21 protein-coding genes, 2 tRNA genes and 1 pseudogene are annotated in these 26291 nt (G+C 62.7%); 19 read left to right on the top strand and 5 right to left on the bottom strand.

Annotation, left to right across the window (positions count from 1 at the left end; genetic code table 11):
* Window positions 1-79: 79 nt before the first annotated feature.
* Window positions 80-1144 (bottom strand): tRNA epoxyqueuosine(34) reductase QueG, encoded by a 1065-nt coding sequence (gene queG, locus PFU01S_RS09050; protein ID WP_028687879.1) that lies wholly within the window; start codon window positions 1142-1144, stop codon window positions 80-82.
* A 64-nt stretch (window positions 1145-1208) separates the two neighbouring features.
* On the opposite strand from queG, the gene PFU01S_RS09045 reads away from it, so the two are divergent.
* The 12 genes from PFU01S_RS09045 (at window position 1209) to PFU01S_RS08990 (ending at window position 15590) form a co-directional block, all read left to right on the top strand.
* Window positions 1209-2069, top strand: coding sequence for an NAD(P)H-hydrate dehydratase (locus tag PFU01S_RS09045; protein ID WP_028687880.1), 861 nt, complete (start codon window positions 1209-1211; stop codon window positions 2067-2069).
* Window positions 2057-2539, top strand: coding sequence for a tRNA (adenosine(37)-N6)-threonylcarbamoyltransferase complex ATPase subunit type 1 TsaE (tsaE, locus tag PFU01S_RS09040; RefSeq protein WP_027913956.1), 483 nt, complete (start codon window positions 2057-2059; stop codon window positions 2537-2539). Before PFU01S_RS09045 ends, tsaE begins: the two co-directional genes overlap by 13 nt.
* 2 nt (window positions 2540-2541) lie before the next feature.
* Complete coding sequence (locus PFU01S_RS09035; RefSeq protein WP_027913955.1) at window positions 2542-3972, top strand: N-acetylmuramoyl-L-alanine amidase; 1431 nt, start codon at window positions 2542-2544, stop codon at window positions 3970-3972.
* Window positions 3969-5858 (top strand): DNA mismatch repair endonuclease MutL, encoded by a 1890-nt coding sequence (gene mutL / locus PFU01S_RS09030; protein ID WP_027913954.1) that lies wholly within the window; start codon window positions 3969-3971, stop codon window positions 5856-5858. The genes PFU01S_RS09035 and mutL overlap by 4 nt, the downstream gene beginning before the upstream one ends.
* A 1-nt stretch (window position 5859) precedes the next feature.
* On the top strand, window positions 5860-6831 hold the full coding sequence (miaA, locus tag PFU01S_RS09025; RefSeq protein WP_028687881.1) for a tRNA (adenosine(37)-N6)-dimethylallyltransferase MiaA: 972 nt from the start codon (window positions 5860-5862) through the stop codon (window positions 6829-6831).
* Between the two features lie 94 nt (window positions 6832-6925).
* Window positions 6926-7186, top strand: a complete 261-nt coding sequence (gene hfq, locus PFU01S_RS09020; RefSeq protein ID WP_015272006.1) for an RNA chaperone Hfq — start codon at window positions 6926-6928, stop codon at window positions 7184-7186.
* 12 nt (window positions 7187-7198) lie between these two features.
* On the top strand, window positions 7199-8500 hold the full coding sequence (hflX, locus tag PFU01S_RS09015; RefSeq protein ID WP_027913952.1) for a ribosome rescue GTPase HflX: 1302 nt from the start codon (window positions 7199-7201) through the stop codon (window positions 8498-8500).
* 96 nt (window positions 8501-8596) lie between these two features.
* A complete protein-coding gene (hflK, locus tag PFU01S_RS09010) occupies window positions 8597-9775 on the top strand; it encodes an FtsH protease activity modulator HflK (RefSeq protein ID WP_027913951.1) in 1179 nt (392 codons plus the stop codon).
* The gene (hflC, locus tag PFU01S_RS09005) at window positions 9775-10644 is read left to right on the top strand and encodes a protease modulator HflC (protein ID WP_027913950.1); all 870 of its coding nucleotides are present in this window, start codon (window positions 9775-9777) and stop codon (window positions 10642-10644) included. The genes hflK and hflC overlap by 1 nt, the downstream gene beginning before the upstream one ends.
* A 287-nt stretch (window positions 10645-10931) precedes the next feature.
* On the top strand, window positions 10932-12119 hold the full coding sequence (locus PFU01S_RS09000) for an ATP phosphoribosyltransferase regulatory subunit (RefSeq protein WP_027913949.1): 1188 nt from the start codon (window positions 10932-10934) through the stop codon (window positions 12117-12119).
* A gap of 56 nt (window positions 12120-12175) precedes the next feature.
* Complete coding sequence (locus PFU01S_RS08995) at window positions 12176-13468, top strand: adenylosuccinate synthase (RefSeq protein ID WP_023533002.1); 1293 nt, start codon at window positions 12176-12178, stop codon at window positions 13466-13468.
* A gap of 187 nt (window positions 13469-13655) precedes the next feature.
* Window positions 13656-15590, top strand: a complete 1935-nt coding sequence (locus PFU01S_RS08990; protein WP_027913948.1) for a methyl-accepting chemotaxis protein — start codon at window positions 13656-13658, stop codon at window positions 15588-15590.
* Between the two features lie 14 nt (window positions 15591-15604).
* Here PFU01S_RS08990 and PFU01S_RS08985 read toward each other — a convergent pair whose 3' ends face one another.
* The 4 genes from PFU01S_RS08985 to PFU01S_RS08970 all read right to left on the bottom strand — a co-directional run bounded on the left by PFU01S_RS08985 (window position 15605) and on the right by PFU01S_RS08970 (window position 18685).
* A complete protein-coding gene (locus PFU01S_RS08985; protein ID WP_027913947.1) occupies window positions 15605-17170 on the bottom strand; it encodes an ABC transporter permease in 1566 nt (521 codons plus the stop codon).
* Window positions 17170-18183, bottom strand: a complete 1014-nt coding sequence (locus tag PFU01S_RS08980; protein ID WP_027913946.1) for an extracellular solute-binding protein — start codon at window positions 18181-18183, stop codon at window positions 17170-17172. Before PFU01S_RS08980 ends, PFU01S_RS08985 begins: the two co-directional genes overlap by 1 nt.
* Before the next feature lie 242 nt (window positions 18184-18425).
* A tRNA-Leu gene (locus tag PFU01S_RS08975) sits at window positions 18426-18512 on the bottom strand.
* Window positions 18513-18598: 86 nt separating this feature from the next.
* Window positions 18599-18685 (bottom strand) — tRNA-Leu (locus PFU01S_RS08970).
* A gap of 271 nt (window positions 18686-18956) precedes the next feature.
* Between PFU01S_RS08970 and rnr the strand changes: the two are divergent.
* The 7 genes and pseudogenes from rnr (at window position 18957) to dnaB (ending at window position 26122) form a co-directional block, all read left to right on the top strand.
* Window positions 18957-21538, top strand: a pseudogene (gene rnr / locus PFU01S_RS08965) (ribonuclease R).
* Window positions 21535-22281, top strand: a complete 747-nt coding sequence (rlmB, locus tag PFU01S_RS08960) for a 23S rRNA (guanosine(2251)-2'-O)-methyltransferase RlmB (protein WP_027913944.1) — start codon at window positions 21535-21537, stop codon at window positions 22279-22281. Before rnr ends, rlmB begins: the two are co-directional and overlap by 4 nt.
* Window positions 22282-22562: 281 nt before the next feature.
* Window positions 22563-22988, top strand: a complete 426-nt coding sequence (gene rpsF / locus PFU01S_RS08955) for a 30S ribosomal protein S6 (protein ID WP_021783885.1) — start codon at window positions 22563-22565, stop codon at window positions 22986-22988.
* A gap of 28 nt (window positions 22989-23016) precedes the next feature.
* Window positions 23017-23247: a 30S ribosomal protein S18 gene (rpsR, locus tag PFU01S_RS08950; protein ID WP_003249563.1), complete on the top strand. Its 231-nt coding sequence runs from the start codon at window positions 23017-23019 to the stop codon at window positions 23245-23247.
* Between the two features lie 33 nt (window positions 23248-23280).
* On the top strand, window positions 23281-24144 hold the full coding sequence (locus tag PFU01S_RS08945) for a hypothetical protein (protein WP_023533001.1): 864 nt from the start codon (window positions 23281-23283) through the stop codon (window positions 24142-24144).
* Between the two features lie 20 nt (window positions 24145-24164).
* A complete protein-coding gene (rplI, locus tag PFU01S_RS08940; RefSeq protein WP_012316464.1) occupies window positions 24165-24611 on the top strand; it encodes a 50S ribosomal protein L9 in 447 nt (148 codons plus the stop codon).
* Window positions 24612-24724: 113 nt separating this feature from the next.
* Window positions 24725-26122 (top strand): replicative DNA helicase, encoded by a 1398-nt coding sequence (gene dnaB / locus PFU01S_RS08935; RefSeq protein ID WP_023532900.1) that lies wholly within the window; start codon window positions 24725-24727, stop codon window positions 26120-26122.
* The last annotated feature ends 169 nt before the right edge of the window (window positions 26123-26291 follow it).

Here is a 26291-nt window from a genome sequence, read left to right as displayed (position 1 = left end):
GGCGCCCGCACCCGGCTAGCAGGCTCAGGCTTTGTGCTTCACCGCAAGGCTGCAGAGGCGGCGTAGCCTCCCAGCAGGTTCATGCCACCCCGTGCCGGGCAAGCGCCCACTCCACGTGCTCCCTCACCAGCGGCGAGGCATCGTCGCGCCTCGCCTTGAGGGCTTCGATGACCGGGATCGTGGAAGGGGCGTTGCCCAGGCCGACGGCCAGGTTGCGCAGCCAGCGCTCGTAACCGGCACGTCGCAGAGGCCCGCCTTCGGTCTTGCGCAGGAAAGTAGGCTCATCCCACAGAAACATCTGCGCCAGCTCCGCGTTCTCCAGGCCGTGGCGGGGCTGGAAGTCCTGCTCGCGGCTGGGCTTGGCGAAGCGGTTCCAGGGGCAGACGATCTGACAGTCGTCGCAGCCGAATACCCGGTTGCCCATCATCGAGCGCAACTCCACGGGAATCGGCCCTTTGAGTTCGATGGTCAGGTAGGAGATGCAGCGGCGTGCATCCAGCACGTACGGGCCGACGAAGGCCTGGGTGGGGCAGATGTCCAGGCAAGCCGTGCAGCGGCCGCAGTGTTCGCTGGTGGTGGCCTGGTCCACTGGCAGAGGCAGGTCGACGAACAGTTCGGCCAGAAAGAAATAGCTGCCGGCCTTGCGGTTGAGCAACAGAGTGTTCTTGCCGATCCAGCCAAGCCCGGCTTGTTCGGCCAGGGCCTTTTCCAGAACTGGCGCGCTGTCGACGAAGGCTCGGTAGCCAAAGGGGCCAATGGCCTGCTGGATGCGGTCGGCCAGCGACTGCACACGCTTGCGCACCAGCTTGTGGTAGTCCCTGCCCAAGGCATAGCGGGACACGTAGGCCTTCTCCGGCTGGGCCAGGCGCTGCGCCATCTGCGTGTCGCCGGGCAGATAGTCCATGCGCAGCGAGACGACGCGCACGGTGCCTGGGATCAGTTGCTCGGGGTGGGCGCGCTTGCTGCCGTGCGCCCCCAGGTATTCCATCTCCCCCTGATAACCGGCGTCCAGCCAGCGCTGCAGGTGGTGCTCGTGTTCGCCCAGGTCGATACCGGCGATGCCGACGTGGGCAAAGCCCAGTTCCTGGCCCCACAGCTTGATGTTGTGGGCCAATGCGTCGAGGTCAGGTGTGGAGGCGGACATGGATGGGCAAGCAATACGGGCAGAGGTGCGTATAATTCTGCCAGACATTGGAGCTTTTGACCCCATGCAACAGACCAGTAACCCCCTACACACACCCACAGTGCTGAGCAGCCTGACCGTTGCCCACCTGCCGCCACGCCCTGCTCAGGCCCATAAAGGTGACTTCGGCCATGTGCTGGTGGTCGGCGGCGACCTTGGCACCGGCGGCTCCGTCCTGCTCAGTGCCGAGGCCGCCTTGCGCTGCGGCGCTGGGTTGGTGAGCGTGGCCACGCGGCCGGAGCACGTGGGCGCCGGGCTGACCCGCATGCCCGAAACCATGTGCCTGGGCGTGCAGTCGGCCAACCAGTTGATGACCGTGCTGGGCCGCGCTTCGGTGGCGGTCGTGGGGCCTGGCCTGGGGCAGGCGGCATGGGGTCGCAGCCTGCTGTCCGCCGTGGCCAACGCCGATGGCGCGCAGGTCTGGGATGCCGATGCCCTGAACCTGCTGGCAGCCACGCCCCTTGCGCTGCCCAGTGGCAGTATCCTGACCCCGCATCCAGGCGAAGCTGCGCGGCTGCTGGGTATTTCCACCGAAGCGGTGCAGGCGGATCGCCCGGGTGCAGCGCGCAAGCTGGCACGCCGCCACAACAGCGTGTGTGTGCTCAAGGGCGCAGGTACCCTGGTCGCCGACCCCGAAGGGCGGCTGGCGCGCTGCGACCGTGGCCATCCGGCCATGGCGGGCGCAGGCCTTGGGGATGTGCTCAGTGGCGTGTGCGGCGCGCTGCTGGCCCAGGGGCTTGGCGCCTGGGACGCCGCAGGCCTGGGCGTCTGGCTGCATGCCTGTGCTGGCGAGCGCCTGGGTAGCGGCGGCCGTGGGTTGGCCGCCAGTGACCTGATACCTGTGATTCGTGAGTTGTTGGAGGAGCATTCAGCGTGTCTGGCTTAAACCTGTTTCTGGCCGACGAAGCGGCCATGGTCGCCTTCGGCGGCCAACTCGCCCGGGTGACCGGTGGGCGCGGGATCATCTTCCTGGAAGGCGACCTTGGCGCTGGCAAGACAACCCTGTCTCGCGGCCTTATTCGTGGGTTGGGCCATACGGGTGCGGTGAAAAGCCCTACATTTACCGTGGTAGAACCCTACGAGATTGGTGATGTCCGAGCTTTTCACTTCGACCTCTATCGGCTGGTCGATCCGGAGGAGCTTGAGTTCATGGGCATTCGTGACTATTTCGAGGATGATCCACTGTGCCTGTTCGAGTGGCCACAAAAGGGTGCGGGCGTTTTGCCAAAGCCTGACCTGACCATTACCATAAGCCCCCAGGCGAGCGGACGCTCGCTTGTACTTTCGCCGCAGGGGGCTCGCGGCGACGCCTGGTGCGTGGCACTGGCCGAATACTATAAACAGCAAGCGGGGTAGGTATGCGCATACGCGCACTGGTCGCCATCGTTGGGCTTTTGCTGACAACGGTGACCGTTGAGGCTCTGGCCGTCACTCAAGTCAAGAGCGTGCGCCTGTGGCGTGCGCCGGACAACACCCGGTTGGTCTTCGACCTGTCCGGGCCTGTGCAGCACAGTGTCTTCACATTGAGCGCACCCGATCGGCTGGTCATCGACATCAACGGCGCAACCCTGGGCGCACCCTTGAAGGTGGCAACGTCCAATACGCCGATCAGCAGCGTGCGCTCGGCCCAGCGCACACCGACCGACCTGCGGGTGGTCGTGGACCTGAAGAAGTCGGTCACGCCCAAGAGCTTTACCTTGGCGCCCAACGCGCAATACGGCAATCGTCTGGTGGTCGACCTGTACGACCAGGAGGCGGACGCCATTGCCGCCAGTGCCCCAACGCCTGCGCCGCCACCGGTGCAGGCACCGGCCACCACGCCAGCGGTGCCCGTCACGCCGACCCAGCCAGCCATCAAGCTGCCACCGGTGCCCAGTGGCAAGCGCGACATCGTGGTGGCCATCGATGCTGGCCACGGTGGCGAGGATCCTGGCGCTTCGGGCTCCAGCGGGCAGCATGAAAAAGACATCGTCCTGCAGATCGCCCGCGAACTGCAGCGCCAGATCAACAGCGAGAAGGGCTTTCGCGCCGAGCTGACGCGCACGGGCGACTACTTCATCCCATTGCGCAAGCGCACCGAGATCGCTCGCAAGAAAGGCGCCGACCTCTTCATCTCCATCCACGCCGATGCTGCCCCGTCGCGCGCTGCCTTCGGCGCCTCGGTGTTCGCCTTGTCCGACCGCGGTGCGACCTCCGAGACCGCACGCTGGCTGGCCGATACGGAAAACCGCTCCGACCTGATCGGCGGTGCCGGCAATGTCAGCCTCGACGACAAGGACCGCATGCTGGCCGGGGTGCTGCTCGACCTGTCGATGACGGCCACGCTCAGTTCCAGCCTCAACGTCGGTCAGAAGGTGCTGGGCAACATGGGGCGTATCACCTCGCTGCACAAGCAGCGCGTGGAGCAGGCCGGCTTCATGGTGCTCAAGTCCCCGGACATTCCGTCGATCCTGGTCGAGACCGGTTTCATCTCGAACAATGCAGAAGCCGCCAAGCTGGCTACGCGCAGCCACCAGCAGGCATTGGCCCGCTCCATTCACACCGGGGTTCGCCAGTACTTCCAGCAGAACCCACCGCCAGGCACCTACGTGGCGTGGCTACGCGACAGCGGCAAGATCGCCCAGGGCCCGCGTGAACATACGGTGCGGCCTGGTGAGACCCTGGCCATGCTCGCGGTTCGCTATCAAGTCAGCGTCACCAGCCTGCGCAGTACCAACAGCCTCAAGACCGATGAACTGAAGGTCGGCCAGCGCCTGGACATTCCTGCCACCACGTTGGCCTCGCAATGAGCGGCGGCTCACGCATCCAGCTGCTCAGCCCGCGGCTGGCCAACCAGATTGCGGCTGGCGAGGTGGTGGAACGGCCCGCATCGGTTGCCAAGGAGCTGTTGGAAAACAGTCTCGACTCCGGTGCTCGCCGGATCGACGTGGACGTCGAGCAAGGTGGTATCAAGCTGCTGAAGGTGCGCGACGATGGCAGCGGCATCTCTGCCGACGACCTGCCGCTGGCGCTGGAGCGCCATGCCACCAGCAAGATCCGGGAGCTGGAAGACCTCGAAGGCGTCCTGAGCCTGGGGTTTCGCGGTGAAGCCCTGGCGTCGATCAGCTCGGTCGCACGGCTGACCCTGACCTCGCGCACGGCCAACGCCAGCGAAGCCTGGCAGGTGGAAACCGAAGGGCGCGAGATGACCGCGCGGGTGCAGCCTGCTGCGCACCCTGTCGGCACGTCCGTGGAAGTGCGGGACCTGTTTTTCAACACGCCGGCGCGGCGCAAGTTTCTCAAGGCCGAGAAAACCGAATTCGACCACCTGCAGGAAGTGATCAGGCGCCTGGCACTGGCCCGGTTCGACGTGGCCTTCCATCTGCGGCACAACGGCAAGAGCATTCTGAGCTTGCACGAGGCCCGCGAGGAAGCCGACCGGGCCCGGCGGGTGGGCGCCATCTGTGGTCCCGGTTTCATGGAGCAGGCCCTGCCCATCGACGTGGAGCGCAACGGTCTGCGCCTGTGGGGGTGGGTCGGGTTGCCGACGTACTCGCGCAGCCAGGCAGACTTGCAGTACTTCTTCGTGAACGGGCGCGCGGTGCGTGACAAGCTGGTGGCCCATGCCGTACGCCAGGCTTACCGGGACGTGCTGTTCAACGGTCGTCACCCGACCTTCGTACTGTTCCTTGAGCTTGAGCCCAACGGCGTGGACGTTAACGTTCACCCAACCAAGCACGAAGTGCGCTTCCGTGAAGGCCGAAGCGTCCACGATTTCCTGTACGGCACCTTGCACCGTGCCCTGGCCGATGTGCGTCCCGAAGACCAGTTGGCTGCCCCGGCTGCCCTGCCTGAGGCGACCCGGCCGACGGGGCAGCAAGCAGGCGAGTTCGGGCCTCAGGGCGAAATGCGCCTGGCTGCGGCCGTGCTCGAGCAACCACGTGCTGCGCCGTCTCCCATTGCCGGCAGTGGCAGTGGCGCGGGTTACCAGTACTCATACACGCCCAGGCCGTCGCAGCCATTGCCGGCTGCCGAGGCCCAGGCGGTCTATCGCGAGTTCTACAAGCCCTTGAGCGAAGGCGCTGCCGCGCTGCCGGAAAGCCAGGGCGACATCCCCCCGCTTGGCTTCGCATTGGCCCAGCTCAAGGGCATCTACATTTTGGCCGAGAACGCCGCGGGCCTGGTGCTCGTCGACATGCATGCCGCCCATGAACGGATCATGTACGAGCGGCTGAAGGTGGCCATGGCCAGCGAGGGTCTTAGCGGTCAGCCGCTGCTGGTGCCCGAAACGCTCGCCCTGAGCCAGCGCGAGGCCGATTGCGCCGAAGAACACGCGGCCTGGTTCCAGCGCCTGGGCTTCGAACTGCAGCGCCTGGGCCCGGAAACGCTGGCGATTCGCCAGATTCCAGCATTGCTCAAGCAGGCCGAAGCCAACCGCCTGGTGCAGGATGTGCTGGCGGACCTCATGGAGTACGGCACCAGCGACCGTATTCAGGCACACCTGAACGAACTGCTCGGCACCATGGCCTGCCACGGTGCCGTGCGTGCCAATCGGCGCCTGGCGATTCCTGAAATGAACGCCTTGCTGCGCGACATGGAAAATACCGAGCGCAGCGGCCAGTGCAACCATGGCCGTCCCACATGGACCCAGATGGGCCTGGATGATCTGGACAAACTATTCCTGCGCGGTCGATGACATGAGTGGCAAGCCCCCTGCAATATTCCTGATGGGCCCGACCGCGTCGGGCAAGACCGACCTGGCCATCGAGCTGAGCAAGGTCTTGCCCTGCGAACTGGTGAGCGTTGATTCTGCCCTGGTCTATCGGGGCATGGACATTGGTTCGGCAAAGCCCTCGAAGGTCGTCCTGGCTGCCCACCCGCACCACCTGATCGACATCCGCGACCCGGCCGAAGCCTACTCGGCAGCGCAGTTTCGTGCCGACGCCTTGCGCGTGATGGCCGAGATCACCGCACGTGGCAACATCCCCTTGCTGGTGGGCGGGACCATGCTCTATTACAAGGCGTTGACCGAGGGGCTGGCCGACATGCCGGCGGCCGATGCCCAGGTCAGGGCCGAGCTCGAGGCTCTGGCCGAGGCCGAGGGCCTGGCAGCGCTGCATCGGCAGTTGGCTGAGGTCGATCCGGAGTCGGCCGCGCGCATTCATCCCAACGATCCGCAGCGGTTGATCCGGGCGCTGGAGGTGTACCGGGTCAGCGGGCAAAGCATGACGGCCCATCGCCAGCGTCAATTGGCTGAAAGTAGCGGTGTAGACGCAAGCGCCTGCGGTCATTTGCCCTATACTGTCGCCAGTCTTGCGATTGCGCCTACAGATCGTCACATTCTGCATCAGCGAATTGCGTTACGATTTTCACAGATGTTGGAACAGGGCTTTGTCGACGAGGTCCGATTGCTGCGAGCCAGAAGTGACTTGCACGCCGGGCTGCCGTCTATACGGGCAGTGGGCTATCGGCAGGTCTGGGATTACCTGGACGGCCAGCTGACTGAGAATGAGATGCGTGAACGCGGTATCATCGCGACCAGGCAGCTGGCCAAGCGGCAATTCACCTGGCTGCGTGGCTGGCCAGGCGTGCATTGGCTCGACAGCCTGGCCTGCGACAATCTGTCCCGCACCTTGAAATACCTTGGGGCCGTCTCCATATTGAGCTGAGTCCCTGCTGATTGCCGTCTATCCTTGTGAAAGCCGGCCTTACTTATCGTTTTTTCAGATTTTCCAATTATTTATCCTTACAGGAGTGCGGCATATGTCAAAAGGGCATTCGCTACAAGACCCTTACCTGAATACCTTGAGAAAAGAAAAGGTTCCGGTTTCGATCTACCTGGTCAACGGCATCAAGCTGCAAGGCTCGATCGAGTCGTTCGACCAGTTCGTGGTACTGCTGAAGAACACCGTCAGCCAGATGGTCTACAAGCACGCCATTTCCACTGTTGTACCTGCCCGCCCGGTTCGTCTGCCAAGCCCGTCCGATTCCGATCACGGCGACAGCGAGCCAGGCAACGCCTGATAGGAGCCTGCATTGTTCTTTGAGCGCCACGGTGGTGGTGAACGCGCGCTGCTCGTTCACTTGGAAGGTCAGAACCCTGAGGCGCGCGAAGACCCGCAGGAGTTTCAGGAACTCGCGTTGTCGGCCGGTGCCGACATCGTCTCGCTGGTAACGGTCACGAGGCATCAGCCCTCGGCCAAGTACCTGATTGGCAGTGGCAAGGTCGAGGAGTTGCACGACCGTGTCCATGCCGAGCAGGTAGACCTGGTGATTTTCAATCACACCCTCACGCCCAGCCAGGAGCGCAACCTCGAACGCGTGTTCGAGTGCCGTGTGCTCGACAGGACCGGGCTGATTCTGGATATCTTCGCTCAGCGCGCACGTACCCACGAAGGCAAGCTGCAGGTCGAACTGGCCCAGCTTGAGCACATGAGTACGCGGCTGGTACGCGGCTGGACCCACCTTGAGCGACAAAAAGGGGGTATTGGCCTGCGGGGGCCGGGTGAAACTCAGCTCGAAACCGACCGTCGCCTGCTGCGCGTGCGCATCCGGCAGATCAAGTCCCGCCTCGAGAAAGTGCGCAGCCAGCGTGAACAGGCGCGTCGCGGGCGTAAGCGTGCGGACATCCCGTCGGTCTCGCTGGTGGGCTACACCAACGCCGGCAAGTCCACGTTGTTCAACGCCCTGACCCAGTCGCAGGTGTACGCGGCCGACCAGTTGTTCGCTACCCTCGACCCGACGCTGCGTCGGCTTGAGCTCAACGACCTGGGGCCTATCGTGCTGGCCGATACCGTGGGCTTCATCCGGCACCTGCCGCACAAGCTGGTCGAGGCGTTTCGAGCTACGCTCGAGGAGTCGAGCAACTCCGACCTGCTGCTGCACGTGATCGATGCCCATGAGCCCGAGCGCATGGAGCAGATCGAGCAGGTGCTGGCAGTATTGGGCGAGATTGGCGCTGAAGGCTTGCCGATCCTCGAGGTGTATAACAAACTCGACCTGCTCGAAGAGGTCGAGCCGCAGATCCAGCGCAACGCCGACGGCAAGCCGGAGCGGGTCTGGGTTTCGGCACGTGACGGGCGTGGCCTGGAGCTGGTTGGCCAGGCGATTGCCGAGTTGCTGGGTGATGATCTGTTTGTCGGCACCTTGTGCCTGGAACAACGTTTTGCTCGCCTGCGCGCGCAATTCTTTGACTTGGGCGCGGTGCAGAGTGAAGCGCATGATGAAGAAGGGCGCAGCCTGCTGAGCGTGCGTCTGCCCAGGGTCGAACTCAATCGCCTGGTCAGCCGTGAAGGCATGGAGCCGCAAGTGTTTGTCGAGCAACACACTTTGCAATAAATGCCCCACGAGGTCGTCGGGCAGCAGTGACAGGCATTCTGTAGCATTGGACGGCGCGCCGTGGGCGCGTCTTTGCTTTATCAGATGGAGAGCGCTATGGCTTGGAACGAGCCGGGTGGCAACTCGAACAATCAGGATCCCTGGGGCGGCCGCCGCGGTGGCGGTGGTGGCGGCGACAAAAAAGGTCCGCCGGATCTGGACGAGGCCTTCCGCAAACTGCAGGACAGCCTCAACGGCATGTTCGGTGGTGGCAAGAAACGGGGTGGCGGTGACCGCAATGTCGGCAAGGGCGGCGGCCTGGGGCTGCTGGCCATCGGCCTGGCAGTGCTGGCGGCCATCTGGCTGTACAGCGCCGTGTATGTCGTCGACGAGCAGGAGCAAGCCGTCGTGCTGCGCTTCGGCAAGTATTATGAGACGGTCGGTCCCGGCCTGAACATCTACTTCCCGCCGATCGATCGCAAGTACATGGAAAACGTCACGCGCGAGCGGGCCTACACCAAGCAGGGCCAGATGCTGACCGAAGACGAGAACATCGTCGAGGTGCCGCTGACCGTCCAGTACAAGATCAGCAACCTGCAGGACTTCGTGCTCAACGTCGACCAGCCCGAGGTCAGCCTGCAGCATGCGACCGACAGCGCCCTGCGTCACGTGGTGGGCTCTACGTCCATGGACCAGGTGTTGACCGAAGGTCGTGAACAGATGGCCGTGGACATCCGCGAACGTCTGCAGCGTTTCCTCGACAACTACCGCACCGGTATCACCGTTACCCAGGTCAACGTGCAGAGCGCGGCAGCCCCGCGTGAAGTGCAGGAAGCCTTCGATGACGTGATCCGGGCCCGCGAAGACGAGCAGCGTGCCCGCAACCAGGCCGAGTCCTACGCCAATGGCGTGGTGCCTGAAGCCCGTGGTCAGGCTCAGCGCATCATCGAAGACGCCAACGGCTACCGCGATGAAGTCATTGCCCGAGCCAAAGGTGAGGCCGACCGCTTCACCAAGCTGGTCACCGAGTACCGCAAGGCACCTGACGTGACCCGTCAGCGCCTGTACCTGGAAACCATGCAGGCGGTGTATAGCAATTCGAGCAAGGTCATGGTGGCGACCAAGGACGGGCAGAACAACCTGCTCTACCTGCCGCTGGACAAGATGGTCGAAGGCAGCCGCAACCCGTCCGCGCCTGCAAGCGGCGTATCGTCGGCCAACGACGCTGCGGCCGCGCGCTCGGCGCAGGACACGCAACAGCAACAGCAGCCGCTGCGCACTAGGGAGAGCCGCTGATGAGCAACCGATCGCTGATCGCCCTGATCGCCGCCGTGGTTCTGGCCATCGTGGCCTGGAACAGCTTCTACATCGTGTCCCAGACCGAACGTGCAGTTCTGCTGCGCTTCGGTAAGGTCGTCCAGGCCGATGTCCAGCCAGGGCTGCACGTGAAAGTGCCGTACGTGAACCAGGTACGCAAGTTCGACGCCCGCCTGATGACCCTCGACGCGCCTACCCAGCGGTTCCTGACCCTGGAGAAGAAAGCGGTGATGGTCGACGCCTATGCCAAATGGCGCGTCAAGGATGCCGAGCGCTTCTACACGGCCACCTCCGGCATGAAGCAGATTGCTGACGAGCGTCTGTCCCGTCGTCTGGAAAGCGGCCTGCGTGACCAGTTCGGCAAGCGCACCTTGCACGAGGTGGTGTCGGGTGAGCGTGACGCGTTGATGGCCGACATCACCGCTTCGCTGAACCGCATGGCCAACAAGGAGCTGGGTATCGAGGTCGTCGACGTCCGCGTCAAGGCCATCGACCTGCCCAAGGAAGTCAACCGCAGCGTGTTCGACCGCATGAGCACCGAGCGTGAGCGCGAGGCGCGCGAGCACCGGGCCAAGGGTAACGAGCTGGCTGAAGGTATTCGTGCAGACGCCGATCGTCAGCGCCGTGTGCTGCTGGCCGAGGCCTATCGCGAAGCTGAAGAGACCCGCGGTGACGGTGATGCCCAGGCGGCTTCCATCTACGCCAAGGCCTACACGCAGGACGCTGATTTCTATGCGTTCTACCGTAGCCTGCAAGCCTACCGCGAGAGCTTCTCCAGCAAGAGCGACGTGCTGGTCCTGGATCCGAAGAACGAGTTCTTCCGCTTCATGGACAAGAGCAGGCCCTGAGTCGAATTCGGGCAGGCGCCCCGCCTGGCAGCTAAAACGCCAGGCAGGGTGCATCCCGAATCAAAAGGGGTGTATGATGAGTCAGCCGGGAAATTTCCCGGCTTTTTTGCGTCTGCAAGGTTGATCGGCCCGGTGTCGGTCCGCTTTTGACACGTTCGCAAGGCAATTCGAGGGTATCGGGTACGGTGGCTGCGCTGGGATCAGTGCTGCCCGTTGCTGTGCGCGATACCTGCTTTACTGACGGCCGGCCTGCTGGCGGCCGCCCGGACCAGAGGGGAAAAGGCGTAATGGCAACGGTAGACCGCTGGCTGCTGCCAGATGGCATCGAGGAAGTACTGCCACCTGAGGCTGCGCGTATCGAGATCGCGCGTCGCCAGGTGTTGGACCTGTTCCAGAGTTGGGGTTACGAACTGGTCGTCACCCCGCATATCGAGTACCTGGAGTCGCTGCTCACCGGCGCCGGCCAGGACCTGGATCAGCGTACCTTCAAGGTAGTAGACCCGCAGTCCGGCCGCCTGATGGGCTTTCGTGCCGACTTCACGCCGCAGGTTGCGCGCATCGACGCCCATACCCTGCGCCGTGAAGGCCCAAGCCGGTTGTGCTACGCCGGCAGTGTGCTGCATGCCCAGCCGCGTGCCTTGTCCACCTCGCGCAGCCCTATCCAGCTGGGTGCCGAACTGTATGGCGATGCCAGCCCCACCAGCGATGTGGAAGTCATCAGCCTGATGCTCGCCACGTTGCAGTTGGCCGATGTGCCTGATGTCCACATGGACCTGGGCCATGTGGGTATCTACCGTGGGTTGGCTCGGGCCGCCGGTCTGTCGGGCGCGGTCGAGCAGCAGTTGTTCGACGCCCTGCAACGTAAGGCGGTCGACGAAGTGCAGGCGCTGACGGCCGACGTGCCAAACGATGTGGGCAACATGTTGCGAGCCCTGGTCGAGCTATGCGGCGGCAGGGAAGTCCTGGCCGAGGCCCGCGTACGCCTGGGTCGTGCACCTGCCAGCGTGCTGGCGGCCCTGGACGATTTGCTGGCCATCGCCGATCGGCTGGCCGCCCGTTACCCGCAGTTGCCGTTGTACTTCGACCTGGGTGAGCTGCGCGGTTACAACTACCACACGGGCGTGGTGTTTGCGGTGTTCGTACCAGGTGAAGGGCAGTCGATTGCCCAAGGCGGCCGTTATGACGACATCGGCGCCGACTTTGGCCGGGCGCGCCCGGCTACCGGTTTCTCCACGGATTTGAAGACCCTGGTCACACTGGGGCGAGCGGAGGTCGTACTGCCCACGGGCGGCATCTGGATGCCGGACAGTGGCGATGCGGCCCTATGGCAGCATGTCTGCCAGTTGCGCAACGAGGGCCAGCGTGTGGTCCAGGCCCTGCCTGGTCAGCCGCTGAGTGCTGCCCTTGAAGCGGATTGTGATCGTCAATTGATTCAGCAAGACGGGCGCTGGCAGGTTCTGCCGCTGGCCCAGTGAGTTTCTGCGTCGGCAACAGGCCGGCAACCAAGTTTGCGTGAATGAGGACCAATGTAATGGGTAAGAATGTCGTCGTCCTGGGCACCCAGTGGGGTGATGAGGGCAAAGGCAAGATCGTCGATCTGCTGACCGAACATGCTGCCGCCGTCGTGCGCTACCAGGGTGGCCACAATGCGGGCCACACCCTGGTGATCAACGGTGAAAAGACCGTTCTGCACCTGATTCCATCCGGCATCCTGCGTGAAGGCGTGCAATGCCTGATCGGCAACGGTGTGGTCGTTGCACCCGATGCACTGATGCGCGAGATCACCAAGTTGGAAGAGAAGGGCGTACCGGTGCGTGAGCGCCTGCGCATTTCCCCGGCTGCGCCGCTGATCCTGTCGTACCACGTCGCGCTGGACCAGGCCCGTGAAAAAGCCCGTGGCGAAGCCAAGATCGGCACCACCGGCCGTGGTATTGGCCCAGCGTACGAAGACAAGGTTGCCCGCCGTGGCCTGCGCGTGGGCGATCTGTTCCACCGCGAGCGTTTTGCCGCCAAGCTGGGCGAGCTGCTGGACTACCACAACTTCCAGCTGGTGAATTACTACAAAGAGCCTGCCATCGACTTCCAGCAGACGCTGGACGAGTGCATGGCCTACGCCGAACAGCTCAAGCCGATGATGCTCGACGTCACTGCCGAGCTGCACAACCTGCGTCGTGCCGGCAAGGACATCATGTTCGAAGGCGCACAGGGCTCGCTGCTGGACATCGACCACGGTACCTACCCGTACGTCACCAGCTCCAACACCACCGCTGGCGGTATCTCGACCGGTTCCGGCGTGGGCCCGATGTACCTGGACTACATCCTGGGCATCACCAAGGCCTACACCACCCGCGTAGGCTCGGGTCCGTTCCCAACCGAACTGTTCGATGACACGGGCGCCACCTTGGCCAAGCGTGGCCATGAGTTCGGTTCCACGACCGGGCGTGCCCGTCGTTGCGGCTGGTTCGATGCCGTCATCCTGCGCCGCGCCATCGACGTCAACAGCATCTCGGGTATCTGCCTGACCAAGCTCGACGTGCTCGACGGCCTGGAGACCATCAACATCTGCGTAGGTTACAAGGATGCCAATGGTGAAGTGATCGAAGCCCCGACCGATGCCGACAGCTACATCGGCCTGCAACCGGTGTACGAAACACTGCCGGGCTGGAGCGAGTCGACCCTGGGTGCCAAGACCCTGGAAGCGCTGCCTGCCAATGCGCGTGCCTACATCACCCGCATCGAGGAACTGATCGGCGCACCGATCGACATCATCTCCACCGGCCCGGACCGCAACGAAACCATCGTGCTGCGTCATCCGTTCGCCTGATCTGCCCTCCAGGCTGATCTGACGCCGTGGCCCTGAACAGGGGTCGCGGCGTTTTTCATTGTGGGTACGAAGCTCGTATTGCTTGAGCTTGGCGTGTATCCCCGCTGCTACCGGCATAACCCTTGCTGTAAGAATTGTCTGTCGATGCCATCAAAGTAATGGCGCCAGAAAACACGAGGGTTTTACCGTGTCTGCCATCCTTTCGCTGTTACGAAGCCGCCTATTGCGGCCTGTTTTTGTGGCCTTGGGTATCGCCCTTTTGGTGCAGGTGCTGGTGGCCGTTGCCCTGACACGAAGCACGGTTTCGGCCCTTGAGCGCGAACTGGCCCAACGCCTTGGGCATGACAGCCAACAACTCACGACTGATCTGGAACAAGCCGGCCAGGAGGTGCGCGCAGGCCTCGATGGCTTGTCTGCCAGCACTCGCCAACGCTTGAGTGCAGGGCTCTCGACACGCCTGCAGGCCGAGCAGCAGCAACTGCGCGAGACCCTCGAAGGCACCTTGAAAGAGTCCGCCAACGACATGGCAGAGTTGCTGGCCTCGGTGGCGCCGCGCGCCATCTGGGACAAGGATGTGCCGGTGTTATCGGATTTCGCCCGACGGGCGCAGCGCAATCCCAACGTTCTGTTCGTGATTTATGACGATGCAGAAGGCCAGCACCTGACCCGCTACCTGAACCGACAGAACCCAATCAACCAGGCATTGCTCGAGAAGGGGCAAGGGGAGCGGGCGCTGGACAAAGTAATCGAGGCCGCACGCCGCGACCCTGCTGTGTACATGGTCGAAGCGTCGATTAACCCGAATGGGGCAGAAATCGGCAAGGTGCTGATGGGTGTTTCAACCGCCGGCATCGATCAGCAGCTGGCCGCTCTGGACCAACGTTTCGCGGCCTTGATCACCAGCAGCGAACAGTTGGTTGGCGACAGCCTGGTGGGGGCGGCTGCCGACAGTGGCAAGACACTGCGTGAACGCCTGGAGGCTGCGCAAGGCAGCGCCGCGGCCATGCAGAACAATACAGCTCAAACCGTGCGCGATGCGGCGGCAGAATTGCGTTGGCGCATCGGCCTGGGCCTGGTGCTGGTGGGGCTGGGCGTGCTGTTGGTGGTGGCCATAGTGCTGGGCCGGCGTGTGGTGAGCAAGTTGCGTCTGTTGATCGCGGCGCTCGATGACCTGGCAGCGGGCGAAGGCGACCTGACCAAGCGGGTACCCCTGGACAGCCGCGACGAGATTGGCGACATGGCCTCAGCGGTCAATCGCTTCGTCGACAAGCTGCAACCTATCGTGCGCGAAGCCGGTGACGTGGCCGAGCGCACCGGTGTGGAGATCGGCGCCATGACCCAGCGCAACGCAGGCGCCGATGCCGCCGCCGCGTTGCAGCGTGATGAGGTGGCGGCCAGCCTGAGCGACCTGTCGAGCATGGCTGAAGAAGCCCAGGCCGAGAGCCATGCCATGCAGGCCGCCTTGCAGCAGGTGGTGGACATTCGCCAGGCCACTGACGAAAACAGTCGCACCTCGACGCAACTGGCCGGGCTCATCGAAAACCTGGCCGGGCAGGTGGATGCAGGCTCGCAGGTCATCGAGCGCCTGGCCAAGCAAAGCGAGCAGATCGAGGTGGTGCTGACGGTCATCCACGGCATTGCCGAGCAAACCAACCTGCTGGCCCTCAACGCCGCCATCGAAGCCGCCCGTGCCGGCGAGACGGGGCGAGGCTTTGCCGTAGTGGCGGATGAAGTCAGGGCGTTGGCGAGCAAGACGCAACGCTCCACCGGTGACATCCAGGCGCATATTGCCGCACTGCAGGCAGGGGCGAAGGAGGCGGTGGCCACGATCAGTCAGGCGGGTACAAAGGCCAGCGAAGGGCTGCTGGTGCTGCGTGACAACGAGCGTCGCCAGCAGTCGGTACAGGCTGCGGTGGAGCAGGTGCATGCGGCCATAGGCTTGGCCACTCGCGCAGCTGAGCAGCAGGCGAGCGGGGCGCAGGCCGTGCGGGGGCGGGTGCAGAACATTCATACCCAGGCCGAACGTTCAGCCGAAGTGGTGATGCAGACCACGGCAAGCAGCAAGGTGCTGGACGATCTGGCGGCCCAGCTTCGGGCAAGTCTGGGCCAGTTCCGGGCGTGATGCGCTTTGGGCCATCACGCGCGGTTCAGGTACATCCGCGTTGTCAGCAAATACACCGGCAACCCTGAAACCACGATCAGCAGCGCCGCATAGGGTGCCGCCGCTGCGAACTCGACATTGGCCGTGTGTGCCCAGACTTCGGTGGCAAGGGTCGTCATGCCGGTAGGACTGAGCAGCAACGTTGCCGTCAATTCCTTCATGGCGTCCAGAAACACCAGGGCGAAGGCCGCTGCCATCGCCGGGAAGATGATCGGCAGGGTCACTTTGCAGAACGCGGCAAAGCTGCTTGCACCCAGGGTGCGTGCCGCCTCTTCCAGCGTAGGGGATGCCTTGTTCAAGGCCGTGCGCACGGGCGACTGGGCCAAAGGCAGGAACAGCAGTGCATAGGCCAGAAGCAGTAACGCCGTGGTCTGGTACAGCGCCGGCACGTAGTGCAGGGCAAAGAACACCAGCGTCAGGGCAATGACAAGCCCGGGCAGGGCATGCAACAGGTAGGGCAGGCGTTCTGCCCAGATGGCCAAGCGCCCCTTGTAGCGCACCACCAGGAAGCTGATCGGCAGAGCCAGCACGACGCAGAAACCGGCGCCGCCTAGCGACACGGACAGCGATGTGAACAGTGCCCTGGAAATATCCGCAATGGGGAACGCTGCGGATGAACCCACACTGAGCCAGTAACCGAGCATGGCCAATGGAATACCGCTGCCCAATACGGCCAGGCCCAGGCAGAACACTTGAGCAGGTATCGCCCAGCCACGCAGCTTTACAGGTTGAGCGCGGCGTGCCACGCCCTGGCCAATGCGTACATGCCGTGCCTTGCCACGTACCCGCAGTTCCAGCCACAGCATGATCAAGCACATGGCCAACAGCACGGCGGACAACATGGCCGCGTTGGCGTTGCTGAATTCCAGCTCGAACTGCTGGTAGATGGCGGTGGTGAATGTCTGCAAGCCCAGAATCGACAGTGCGCCGAACTCCACGAGCATGTGCAGGGCGATCAGCAGGGCGCCACCCAGCATCGACGGCCACAGCAAGGGCAGGGTGACTTTCCGGTACACGCTCCAGCGGCTGCAACCCAATGTGCGCGCCGACTCCTCAAGGGAGGTGTCCAGGTTGCGTAAAGTGGCCGCCACCGGGAGGAAGATCAGCGGGTACTTGGACAGGGCCATTACCAGAATGGCGCCGCCCAAGCCTTCGAAGTCCGAGCTTAGCGAAACCCAGGTAAAGCTGCTGACGAACGACGGCACGGCAAAGGGCAGGCACAGCACCACCCCCCACAACCTGCGCCCGGGCAGGTCGCTGCGTTCCAGCAGCCATGCCAGCGCCAGGCCTACGACCATACAGGTCAGCGTAACCCCGACCATCAGCAGCAGGGTGTTGCGCATCAGCCCCCATACGTAGGGGCGCCACAACAGGTACAGCGCCTCTCGCCAGCCGGCTTCCCAGGCTTTGATGGCCACGTAGAGCAATGGCAGTACGCTCATCGCCACCAGGAAAAGCACGGGCAGCACCACCCAGATCGAGGGGCGCTTGCGGCGCGGTACGAAACGTACCGGCACCGGCTGGGTCAGGGCGGCAGTCATCAGAGCAGACCGACCTCACGCTCAAGCTCAAGGGCTTCTTCGGCATTGCCGAGGTCGGCCGGCGTGATCTTGGGCGGGCGCAACTCGTCGAACGGCTTCAGGCCGCGATCGGAAACCATGCCCTTGTGCAGTGGGTATTCGGCCGTGGTCTGGGTGATCACGCGCTGGCCTTCTTCGCTGGCCATCCAGTTGAGCAATGCCTGGGCTTCCTTGGGGTGCTTGCTGGCCTTCACGGCCGCGGCACCCGAAATGGTCACCAGGTTGCCGGCGTCGCCATCGGCCAGGTAGTACAGCTTGGAGTCAAGCTTGCCGCGCTCGCGCTCCAGGGCGTACCAGTAGTAGTTGTTGACCAGCACCGCGCCCACTTCACCTTTCTCCACGGCCTTGAGGGCGACCATGTTGTTGGTGTAGGTCTTGCCGAATGCCTTCAGGCCGGTCAGCCATTCTTCCGTTGCTTCGCGGCCATGCATCTTCAGGATGGCTACCGCCTGCTCCTGGAAGGCCCCGCTGGTGGGTACGAAGCCAACGCGCCCGTCCCATTCAGGGTTGGCGAAGTCCATGACCGTGGTCGGCAGGTCCTTCTCGTCGATTTTCTTGGGGTTGTACACCACCACCCGGGTCCGCGCGGTCACGCCCATCCAGGTACCGTTGGCGGCGACATATTCCTTGGGCAGCATGTTGAGCGTGGCATCATCGATCTTTGCCAGCAGGCCCAGCTCACCCAGGTTATTCAGGGGTGGCGACTCTTCGGTATAGATGATGTCGGCCGGCGAGCGCTCGCCTTCTTCGATGATCTGGCTGGCCAGCTGGTTGCTGCTGCCCTTGCGGATATTGATATGGATGCCGGTCTTGGCTTCATAAGCCTTGGCGATGGCCTCGCCGATTTCCTTGTGCTGACCGTTGTACATGGTCAAGGTGACCGGCGCATCTGCCATGGCGGCCGGAGCGCCGATGACCAGGCTCAACACGGCGGCGGCCAGGGTGCGCATCAGCGGTTGCGGGCGGATCGTCATGCGGGTACTTCCTCGCTTACGGCTACATATTTGGAAACAATGGTAAACGAAATCGTTTCTCATGTGGCGAGGTGACGATAAATTCATTGAGCGGGGTGCTTGGGGCTATGCACGCGTCGGAAAGGGCGAGGCGTTGGGTTTTGTGCGCCATCTTGCACAACGCCGAAAACACGGAAGGGCGGGGCCATGATGCTAAATTTCAGGCAAGAAAAAACCCACTAGCAAGCTAGTGGGTTTTTGTATGGTGCCCAGGAGAAGACTCGAACTTCCACGACCGTTAAGTCACTGATACCTGAAACCAGCGCGTCTACCAATTCCGCCACCTGGGCAAAGCTTTACATCATCTGATGAAGGCGACTATTGTTCGCTTCACACAGTAGTAACAGATCCTTGGTCATCTATTACTTGAAAATTTTGGTGCCCAGGAGAAGACTCGAACTTCCACGGCCGTTAAGCCACTGATACCTGAAACCAGCGCGTCTACCAATTCCGCCACCTGGGCACACATTCGAGATAAAAGATGCTTTACAGCGCCGCTCATCTCTACTACAACTTCGGGGTTGTCCGTCGTCGTGGTGCGCACTATACGGATGCCCTCGGGGGCTGTAAAGCCCTCGATCAAAAAAAATCTCAAAAAATTCAACTTGTTGATTTCATGGGCCTATTGCCGCTCGCCGGGCGCTCCTCAGGGGGCTGTCCAAGGCTGACATTTCCGGTTTCAATACGCCTATGCCAGAATTCCTATCTATATACCCCAAGGTGAACCCCTTCTGATGGCCGATTGGCAATCCCTCGATCCCGAGGCCGCTCGCGAAGCGGAAAAATACGACAACCCCATTCCCAGCCGTGAGCTGATCCTGCAGCGCCTTGCCGACCGTGGCGAACCGGCCGCGCGCGAGGAGCTGGCGGCAGAGTTCGGTCTGCACGAAGAAGACCAGATCGAAGCACTGCGCCGCCGCCTCAGGGCCATGGAGCGCGACGGCCAGCTTATCTATACCCGGCGCGGCACCTATGCCCCGGTGGACAAGCTGGACCTCATCTGCGGCCGCGTCTCCGGCCACCGCGACGGCTTCGGCTTCCTCATTCCCGACGACGGTAGCGAAGACCTGTTCCTGAGCCCGTCGCAGATGCGCCTGGTGTTCGATGGCGACCGCGCCCTGGCGCGTGTGTCCGGCGTCGACCGCCGTGGTCGCCGCGAAGGCGCCTTGGTCGAGGTCGTCTCCCGCGCCCATGAAAGCGTGGTAGGCCGCTACTTCGAGGAAGGCGGCATCGGTTACGTGACCCCTGACAACCCGAAGATCCAGCAGGAAGTGCTGGTCACGGCCGGGCGTAACGGTGGCGCGAAGATCGGCCAGTTCGTCGAGATCAAGATCACCCATTGGCCAACGGCGCGTTTCCAGCCGCAAGGCGATGTGGTGGAAGTGGTCGGCAACTACATGGCGCCGGGCATGGAAATCGACGTTGCCCTGCGCAGCTACGATATCCCGCACGTCTGGCCCAAGGATGTGATCAAGGAGGCCCGCAAGTTCCGCTCTGAAGTCGAAGACAAGGACAAGGAAAAGCGCGTCGACCTGCGCCACCTGCCCTTCGTGACCATCGACGGCGAGGACGCGCGCGACTTCGACGACGCCGTTTACTGCGAACCCCTGGGCAAGCTGCGGATGTTCTCCGGCGGCTGGCGCCTTTATGTGGCGATCGCCGACGTGTCGAGCTACGTCCGCCTGGGCTCGGCGCTGGATGTGGAAGCCCAGCAGCGCGGAAACTCGGTGTACTTCCCCGAGCGTGTGGTGCCCATGCTGCCCGAGGAATTGTCCAACGGCCTGTGCTCGTTGAACCCGCACGTCGATCGCCTGGCCATGGTCTGTGAAATGACCATGAACAAGGCCGGGCAGATGGTCGACTACCAGTTCTATGAAGGGGTCATCCACTCTCACGCCCGCCTGACCTACAACAAGGTCAGCAGCATGCTCGAGCATTCACGCACCCGTGAAGGCAAGGCGCTGCGCGAGGAATACAAGGAAGTCGTCCCGGACCTGAAGAACCTCTACAACCTGTACAAGGTCCTGCTCGATGCCCGGCACACCCGCGGTGCCATTGACTTCGAGACCCAGGAAACTCGCATCGTCTTCGGCGAAGACCGCAAGATCGCGGAAATTCGCCCGACCGTGCGCAACGATGCGCACAAGCTGATCGAGGAATGCATGCTGGCCGCCAACGTGGCCACGGCAGAGTTTCTGCAAAAGCACGGTGTGCCGGCCCTGTACCGGGTGCACGATGGCCCGCCACCGGAGCGCCTGGAAAAGCTGCGTGCTTTCCTGGGTGAGCTGGGGCTGTCACTGCACAAGGGCAAGGACCCGTCGCCCAAGGACTACCAGGCACTGCTGGCGAGCATCGCCGCCCGCCCGGACTTCCACCTGATCCAGACCGTGATGCTGCGTTCGCTCAGCCAGGCGGTGTACAGCACCGACAACAACGGCCACTTCGGCCTGAACTACGAGGCGTACACTCACTTCACCTCGCCGATCCGTCGTTACCCTGACTTGCTGGTCCACCGCGCCATCCGCAGCGTCATCCGCTCCAAGGTCGATACCCCACACGTCAAGCGTGCCGGTGCCATGAGCATTCCCAAGGCGCGTATCTACCCGTACGACGAGAACACCCTCGAGCAACTGGGCGAGCAATGCTCGATGACCGAACGCCGGGCCGACGAAGCCACACGTGACGTGGTCAACTGGCTCAAGTGCGAGTACATGAAGGACCGCGTGGGCGAGACGTTCCCGGGTGTGATCACGGCGGTGACAGGTTTCGGCCTGTTCGTCGAGCTGACCGACATCTACGTCGAGGGTCTGGTGCACGTCAGTGCGCTGCCGGGCGACTATTACCACTTCGACCCGGTGCATCATCGTCTGTCGGGCGAACGCACTGGCCGCAGCTTCCGCCTGGGTGACACGATCGAGGTCAAGGTCATGCGCGTGGACCTGGACGAGCGCAAGATCGACTTCGAAGTGGCCGACGCCACCCTGGCCGCTCCGATCGGTCGCAAGCAACGCGGTACACCTGCTGCCGCTGCCCCGACCGAGCAAGCACCGGAGCAAGAGAAGGCCAGGGCACGCCCAAGCCGCGCAGCCGCAAGAGCGAAGCCTCCGAGGCGTACTTCCCCAAGGACGCCATGCAGCGCAACGCCGAGGTGCGCAAGAGCCGCGAAATGAAAAAGGCGCTGATGACCGAGGCCCGCAGTACCAGCCACGGCAGCAGCAAGTCGGACAAGGGCAGCAAGACGTCTGGCAAGCCTACCAAGCACCGTAAAGGGCCGTCGAAATCCGGCGCATCACGCAAGAGCAAGAGCAATTCATGAGTCAGTTGGAAAAGATCTACGGCGTTCACGCGGTACAGGCGCTGTTGCAGCACCATCCGAAGCGGGTCAAGCAGATCTGGCTGTCGGAGGGCCGCAGCGAGCCGCGCCTGCAAGCGCTGCTGGCCTTGGCCGCCGAGAACCGCGTAGCTGTGGGTCAAGCCGAGCGCCGCGAGTTGGACGCCTGGGTCGAAGGCGTGCACCAGGGCGTGGTCGCCGAGGTGAGCCCCAGCCAGGTCTGGGGTGAGCTCATGCTCGAGGAGTTGCTCGAGCGCACTGAAACCCCGCCTCTGATCCTGGTGCTGGACGGGGTGACCGACCCGCACAACCTTGGTGCCTGCCTGCGTACCGCTGATGCAGCGGGCGCAACGGCCGTGATCGTGCCCAAGGACAAATCGGCGACCCTGACGCCTGTGGTGCGCAAGGTCGCGTGCGGAGCAGCCGAGGTGATCCCGCTGGTGGCCGTGACCAACCTTGCGCGTACGCTTGAGAAGCTGCAGCAGCGTGGCCTGTGGGTGGTGGGAACCGCCGGCGAAGCCGAGCAGGAAATCTACCAGCAGGACCTGACCGGCCCGCTGGTGATGATCATGGGCGCCGAAGGCAAGGGCATGCGCCGGCTGACCCGCGAGCACTGCGACTTTCTGGTGAAGCTGCCGATGAGCGGCAGCGTCAGCAGCCTGAACGTGTCCGTGGCCACTGGCGTGTGCCTGTTCGAGGCCGTGCGCCAGCGCCAGGCCAAGGGTTGATCCCATGACCGTGCCGGTCTTTTGGCCGGCACGTGCCCGCTTGAACGGATCCTGCACGGGCCGCTGTACCCGCGACGCGACAGATGCCGCGTCGAAGTGTTTCCGGTTGTTCAAATAATCGCCAATTGCCTTGCTTGTCTGTCTGGCCTTCTCTACAATTGCGCCCCTTGCCGAGCTGGCAGGTGCGCATGTGCCTCTACTCCCTGGCAAGACACACCAGTGTCATTCACTCCTTGTCTGACCAGATTCGCTGGCAGACTACTAACCCGTAAGGAGCATTCATGCGTCATTACGAAATCATCTTCCTGGTTCACCCGGACCAGAGCGAGCAAGTCGGCGGCATGGTTGAGCGTTACACCAAGCTGATCGAAGAAGATGGTGGCAAGATCCACCGCCTGGAAGATTGGGGCCGTCGTCAACTGGCCTATGCAATCAACAATGTTCACAAGGCTCACTACGTGATGCTGAACGTTGAGTGCACCGGCAAGGCCCTGGCCGAGCTGGAAGACAACTTCCGCTACAACGATGCCGTTATCCGTAACCTTGTCATCCGTCGCGACGAAGCCGTTACCGGTCAGTCCGAGATGCTGAAGGCTGAAGAAAACCGCAGCGAGCGCCGTGAGCGTCGCGAGCGTCCTGAGCATGCCGAGTCCGCCGAAGGCGACGACAGCAATGACAGCGACTCCAGCGATAACGCTGACGAGTAATCCACGGACCTTTAGAGGAGCCTATTAAATGGCACGTTTCTTCCGTCGTCGTAAATTCTGCCGCTTCACTGCTGAAGACGTGAAAGAGATCGACTTCAAAGATCTCAACACCCTGAAAGCTTACGTATCCGAAACCGGCAAGATCGTTCCAAGCCGTATCACCGGTACCAAAGCTCGTTATCAGCGTCAGCTGGCTACCGCTATCAAGCGCGCCCGCTTCCTGGCCCTGCTGCCCTACACCGACAGCCACGGCCGCTGAGACCGGGTCGTCGACAAGCAGTAAGGGATTAGCATGCGAGCGTTAGCAAGTTTCATCATGCGCGGTCGTGTGCAGGCCACCCTCGTGGTGGTCATCAGCGCGGTATTGCCGCTGCTGTTCTGGTTGAGTGCCGCTGCCGGCAGCCTTGTGCTGCTGCGACGCGGGTTCAAGGATGCTTCAACGGTCATCGCTGGCGGCTTGCTGGCAGGGTTGGCCGTTTGGGTCATGGGCGATCCGATCACCTTCATGGTGATCGCGGGTGCCCTGGCACTTGCCGGCCTGTTGCGGGCCGAGCATCCCTGGAGTCGGGTGTTGGTGGTCAGTGCCGTGTTCGCCGTGGCGTTCAGCCTCGTGCTTGATCTGGCGCTGGCCCCTACCTTCGATGCGCTGGCCAAGGCGTTTGCCGAAGCCATGCCGCAAGTCGAAGGGCAGCCGGTACTCTCCGGTGAAGTGATCCGCCCATTGCTGGTCACTTCCACAGCCGTGACAGTGCAGTTGTTCTGCGTGCTGGCCCTGGTGCTGGCGCGTTATTGGCAGGCAGCGTTGTACAACCCTGGAGGCTTCGGTCACGAGTTTCGTGCCCTGAAGCTGCCGAAACAGACCATGGTGGCCCTGGTGGCAGTGATGGTGGTGGCCCCGTTCATCGGGCCGCAGTTCATCATCCTGGCATCGGCTTCGAGCCTGGTACTGGTGCTGGCCGGCATCGCTTTGATGCATGGGCTTGTGGCGCAGGGCCGACTGGCCGGTTTCTGGCTAGTAGGGATGTACGTGACGCTGCCGCTGATCATGCAGCTGATTTACCCGTTGCTGGTGGTCCTGGCCATTGTCGACAGCCTGATTGATTTTCGCGGTCGCAAGTCCCCCAAAGGGAATGACTCCGCGAACGGTGAAGGTTAAAAGTTAAGAGGTTTTACCAAATGGAACTGATCCTGCTGGAAAAAGTCGCCAACCTGGGCAACCTGGGCGATAAAGTAAAAGTTAAGGCTGGTTACGGCCGTAACTTCCTGCTGCCATTCGGCAAGGCTACCGTTGCCAACGCCGCCAACCTGGCTGCGTTCGAAGAGCGTCGCGCCGAGCTGGAAAAAGCAGCTGCAGACCGTAAATCGTCGGCTGAAAGCCGCGCTGCCCAACTGGCCGAGCTGGAAGTGACCATCACTGCCACCGCTGGCGACGAAGGTAAGCTGTTCGGTTCGATCGGCACCCACGACATCGCTGACGCCCTGACCGCCTCCGGCGTTGAAGTGGCCAAGGCTGAAGTTCGTCTGCCGAACGGCACCATCCGTCAGGTTGGCGAATACGACGTAGCCGTGCACCTGCACAGCGACGTTGAAGCCACCGTACGTGTGGTCGTCGTAGCTGCCTAAGCTGCGCTGACTGGCTGGCCCGTCAGGTGTCAGCCGGTTAACATCGGGCACGGTCCTGTCTTCGACAGGCCGTGCCCTTTGTCTTTTTCATCCTCCAGAATTCTTTCGTGGCCATGAACGAGATCACTACCTCCGAACAGCTCGACCTGCAAACCGCAGCCCTGAAAGTGCCGCCGCATTCCATCGAGGCCGAACAGGCCGTGCTCGGTGGTCTGATGCTGGACAACAACGCCTGGGAGCGGGTGCTGGATCAGGTGTCGGACGGTGACTTCTACCGGCATGACCACCGGTTGATCTTCCGTGCCGTGCACAAGTTGGCTGACGCCAACCAGCCGTTCGATGTGGTGACGCTGCACGAGCAGCTCGACAAGGAAGGCTTGTCGACGCAGGTCGGTGGCCTGGCATACCTGGCCGAATTGGCCAAGAACACGCCTTCGGTGGCCAACATCAAGGCTTATGCCGCGATCATTCGCGAGCGGGCCACGCTGCGGCAGCTGATCAGCATCAGTACCGACATCGCAGACAATGCGTTCAACCCGCAAGGCCGTGATGCGGCGGAAATCCTCGACGACGCCGAGCGGCAGATCTTCCAGATCGCCGAGGCGCGGCCCAAGACAGGCGGCCCGGTAGGGGTCAACGACCTGTTGACCATGGCCATCGACCGCATCGACACCTTGTTCAACTCCGACAGCGACATCACCGGTATCTCCACCGGTTATACCGACCTGGACGAGAAAACCAGCGGCCTTCAGCCGGCCGACCTGATCATCGTGGCGGGCCGGCCTTCGATGGGCAAAACCACGTTCGCCATGAACCTGGTGGAAAACGCCGTGTTGCGTACCGACAAGGCCGTGCTGGTGTTTTCGCTGGAAATGCCAGGCGAATCGCTGGTCATGCGTATGCTGTCCTCACTGGGTCGTATCGACCAGACCAAGGTGCGCTCCGGTCAATTGAGCGACGACGACTGGCCACGCCTCACGTCGGCGGTGAACCTGCTAAACGACCGCAAGTTGTTCATCGATGACACCGCCGGCATCAGCCCATCGGAGATGCGCGCGCGCACCCGACGCCTGGCACGCGAGCACGGTGAGATCGCCATGATCATGGTCGATTACCTGCAGCTGATGCAGATTCCTGGTTCTTCGGGTGACAACCGCACGAACGAGATTTCCGAAATCTCCCGGTCGCTCAAAGCCCTGGCCAAGGAATTCAATTGCCCGGTCATTGCCCTCTCGCAGCTCAACCGCTCTCTGGAGCAGCGCCCGAACAAACGCCCGGTGAACTCCGACTTGCGTGAATCCGGTGCAATCGAGCAGGACGCCGACGTCATCATGTTCGTGTACCGCGACGAGGTGTATCACCCCGAAACCGAGCACAAAGGCGTGGCGGAAATCATCATCGGCAAACAGCGTAACGGGCCAATTGGCTTTGTGCGCCTGGCGTTCATCGGCAAGTACACCCGTTTCGAGAACTTGGCGCCGGGGATGTATAACTTCGACGACGATGAATAACGCCTGATCCTGCTTCACCAGACGCACCTTCTTACCTGAATCGTGGGGCGAACGTGCCCCACAAGGCGTCACGCCCCAACCGTCGCACGCTTGCCAATTCCCACGAAGACAGTCGGATTTGGTTAAAATTTGTGCTATTCTCCGCGCCCGCGATTTCCCTGCACACCAG

The organism is Pseudomonas fulva NBRC 16637 = DSM 17717, assembly GCF_000730565.1.
In the GTDB taxonomy this organism is placed as follows: domain Bacteria; phylum Pseudomonadota; class Gammaproteobacteria; order Pseudomonadales; family Pseudomonadaceae; genus Aquipseudomonas; species Aquipseudomonas fulva.
This window is presented reverse-complemented; position numbering and strand designations above follow the sequence as displayed.

Excerpts from the sequence above, each read along its gene's own strand:
- hflC (WP_027913950.1), top strand. The coding sequence starts at position 9,775 with ATGAGCAACCGATCGCTGATCGCCCTGATCGCCGCCGTGGTTCTGGCC.
- hfq (WP_015272006.1), top strand. The coding sequence starts at position 6,926 with ATGTCAAAAGGGCATTCGCTACAAGACCCTTACCTGAATACCTTGAGA.
- hflK (WP_027913951.1), top strand. The coding sequence starts at position 8,597 with ATGGCTTGGAACGAGCCGGGTGGCAACTCGAACAATCAGGATCCCTGG.
- dnaB (WP_023532900.1), top strand. The coding sequence starts at position 24,725 with ATGAACGAGATCACTACCTCCGAACAGCTCGACCTGCAAACCGCAGCC.
- mutL (WP_027913954.1), top strand. The coding sequence starts at position 3,969 with ATGAGCGGCGGCTCACGCATCCAGCTGCTCAGCCCGCGGCTGGCCAAC.
- PFU01S_RS08995 (WP_023533002.1), top strand. The coding sequence starts at position 12,176 with ATGGGTAAGAATGTCGTCGTCCTGGGCACCCAGTGGGGTGATGAGGGC.
- PFU01S_RS08980 (WP_027913946.1), bottom strand. The coding sequence starts at position 18,183 with ATGACGATCCGCCCGCAACCGCTGATGCGCACCCTGGCCGCCGCCGTG.
- PFU01S_RS08945 (WP_023533001.1), top strand. The coding sequence starts at position 23,281 with ATGCGAGCGTTAGCAAGTTTCATCATGCGCGGTCGTGTGCAGGCCACC.
- rplI (WP_012316464.1), top strand. The coding sequence starts at position 24,165 with ATGGAACTGATCCTGCTGGAAAAAGTCGCCAACCTGGGCAACCTGGGC.
- PFU01S_RS09000 (WP_027913949.1), top strand. The coding sequence starts at position 10,932 with ATGGCAACGGTAGACCGCTGGCTGCTGCCAGATGGCATCGAGGAAGTA.
- queG (WP_028687879.1), bottom strand. The coding sequence starts at position 1,144 with ATGTCCGCCTCCACACCTGACCTCGACGCATTGGCCCACAACATCAAG.
- miaA (WP_028687881.1), top strand. The coding sequence starts at position 5,860 with ATGAGTGGCAAGCCCCCTGCAATATTCCTGATGGGCCCGACCGCGTCG.
- PFU01S_RS09045 (WP_028687880.1), top strand. The coding sequence starts at position 1,209 with ATGCAACAGACCAGTAACCCCCTACACACACCCACAGTGCTGAGCAGC.
- PFU01S_RS08985 (WP_027913947.1), bottom strand. The coding sequence starts at position 17,170 with ATGACTGCCGCCCTGACCCAGCCGGTGCCGGTACGTTTCGTACCGCGC.
- PFU01S_RS09035 (WP_027913955.1), top strand. The coding sequence starts at position 2,542 with ATGCGCATACGCGCACTGGTCGCCATCGTTGGGCTTTTGCTGACAACG.
- rlmB (WP_027913944.1), top strand. The coding sequence starts at position 21,535 with ATGAGTCAGTTGGAAAAGATCTACGGCGTTCACGCGGTACAGGCGCTG.
- rpsR (WP_003249563.1), top strand. The coding sequence starts at position 23,017 with ATGGCACGTTTCTTCCGTCGTCGTAAATTCTGCCGCTTCACTGCTGAA.
- rpsF (WP_021783885.1), top strand. The coding sequence starts at position 22,563 with ATGCGTCATTACGAAATCATCTTCCTGGTTCACCCGGACCAGAGCGAG.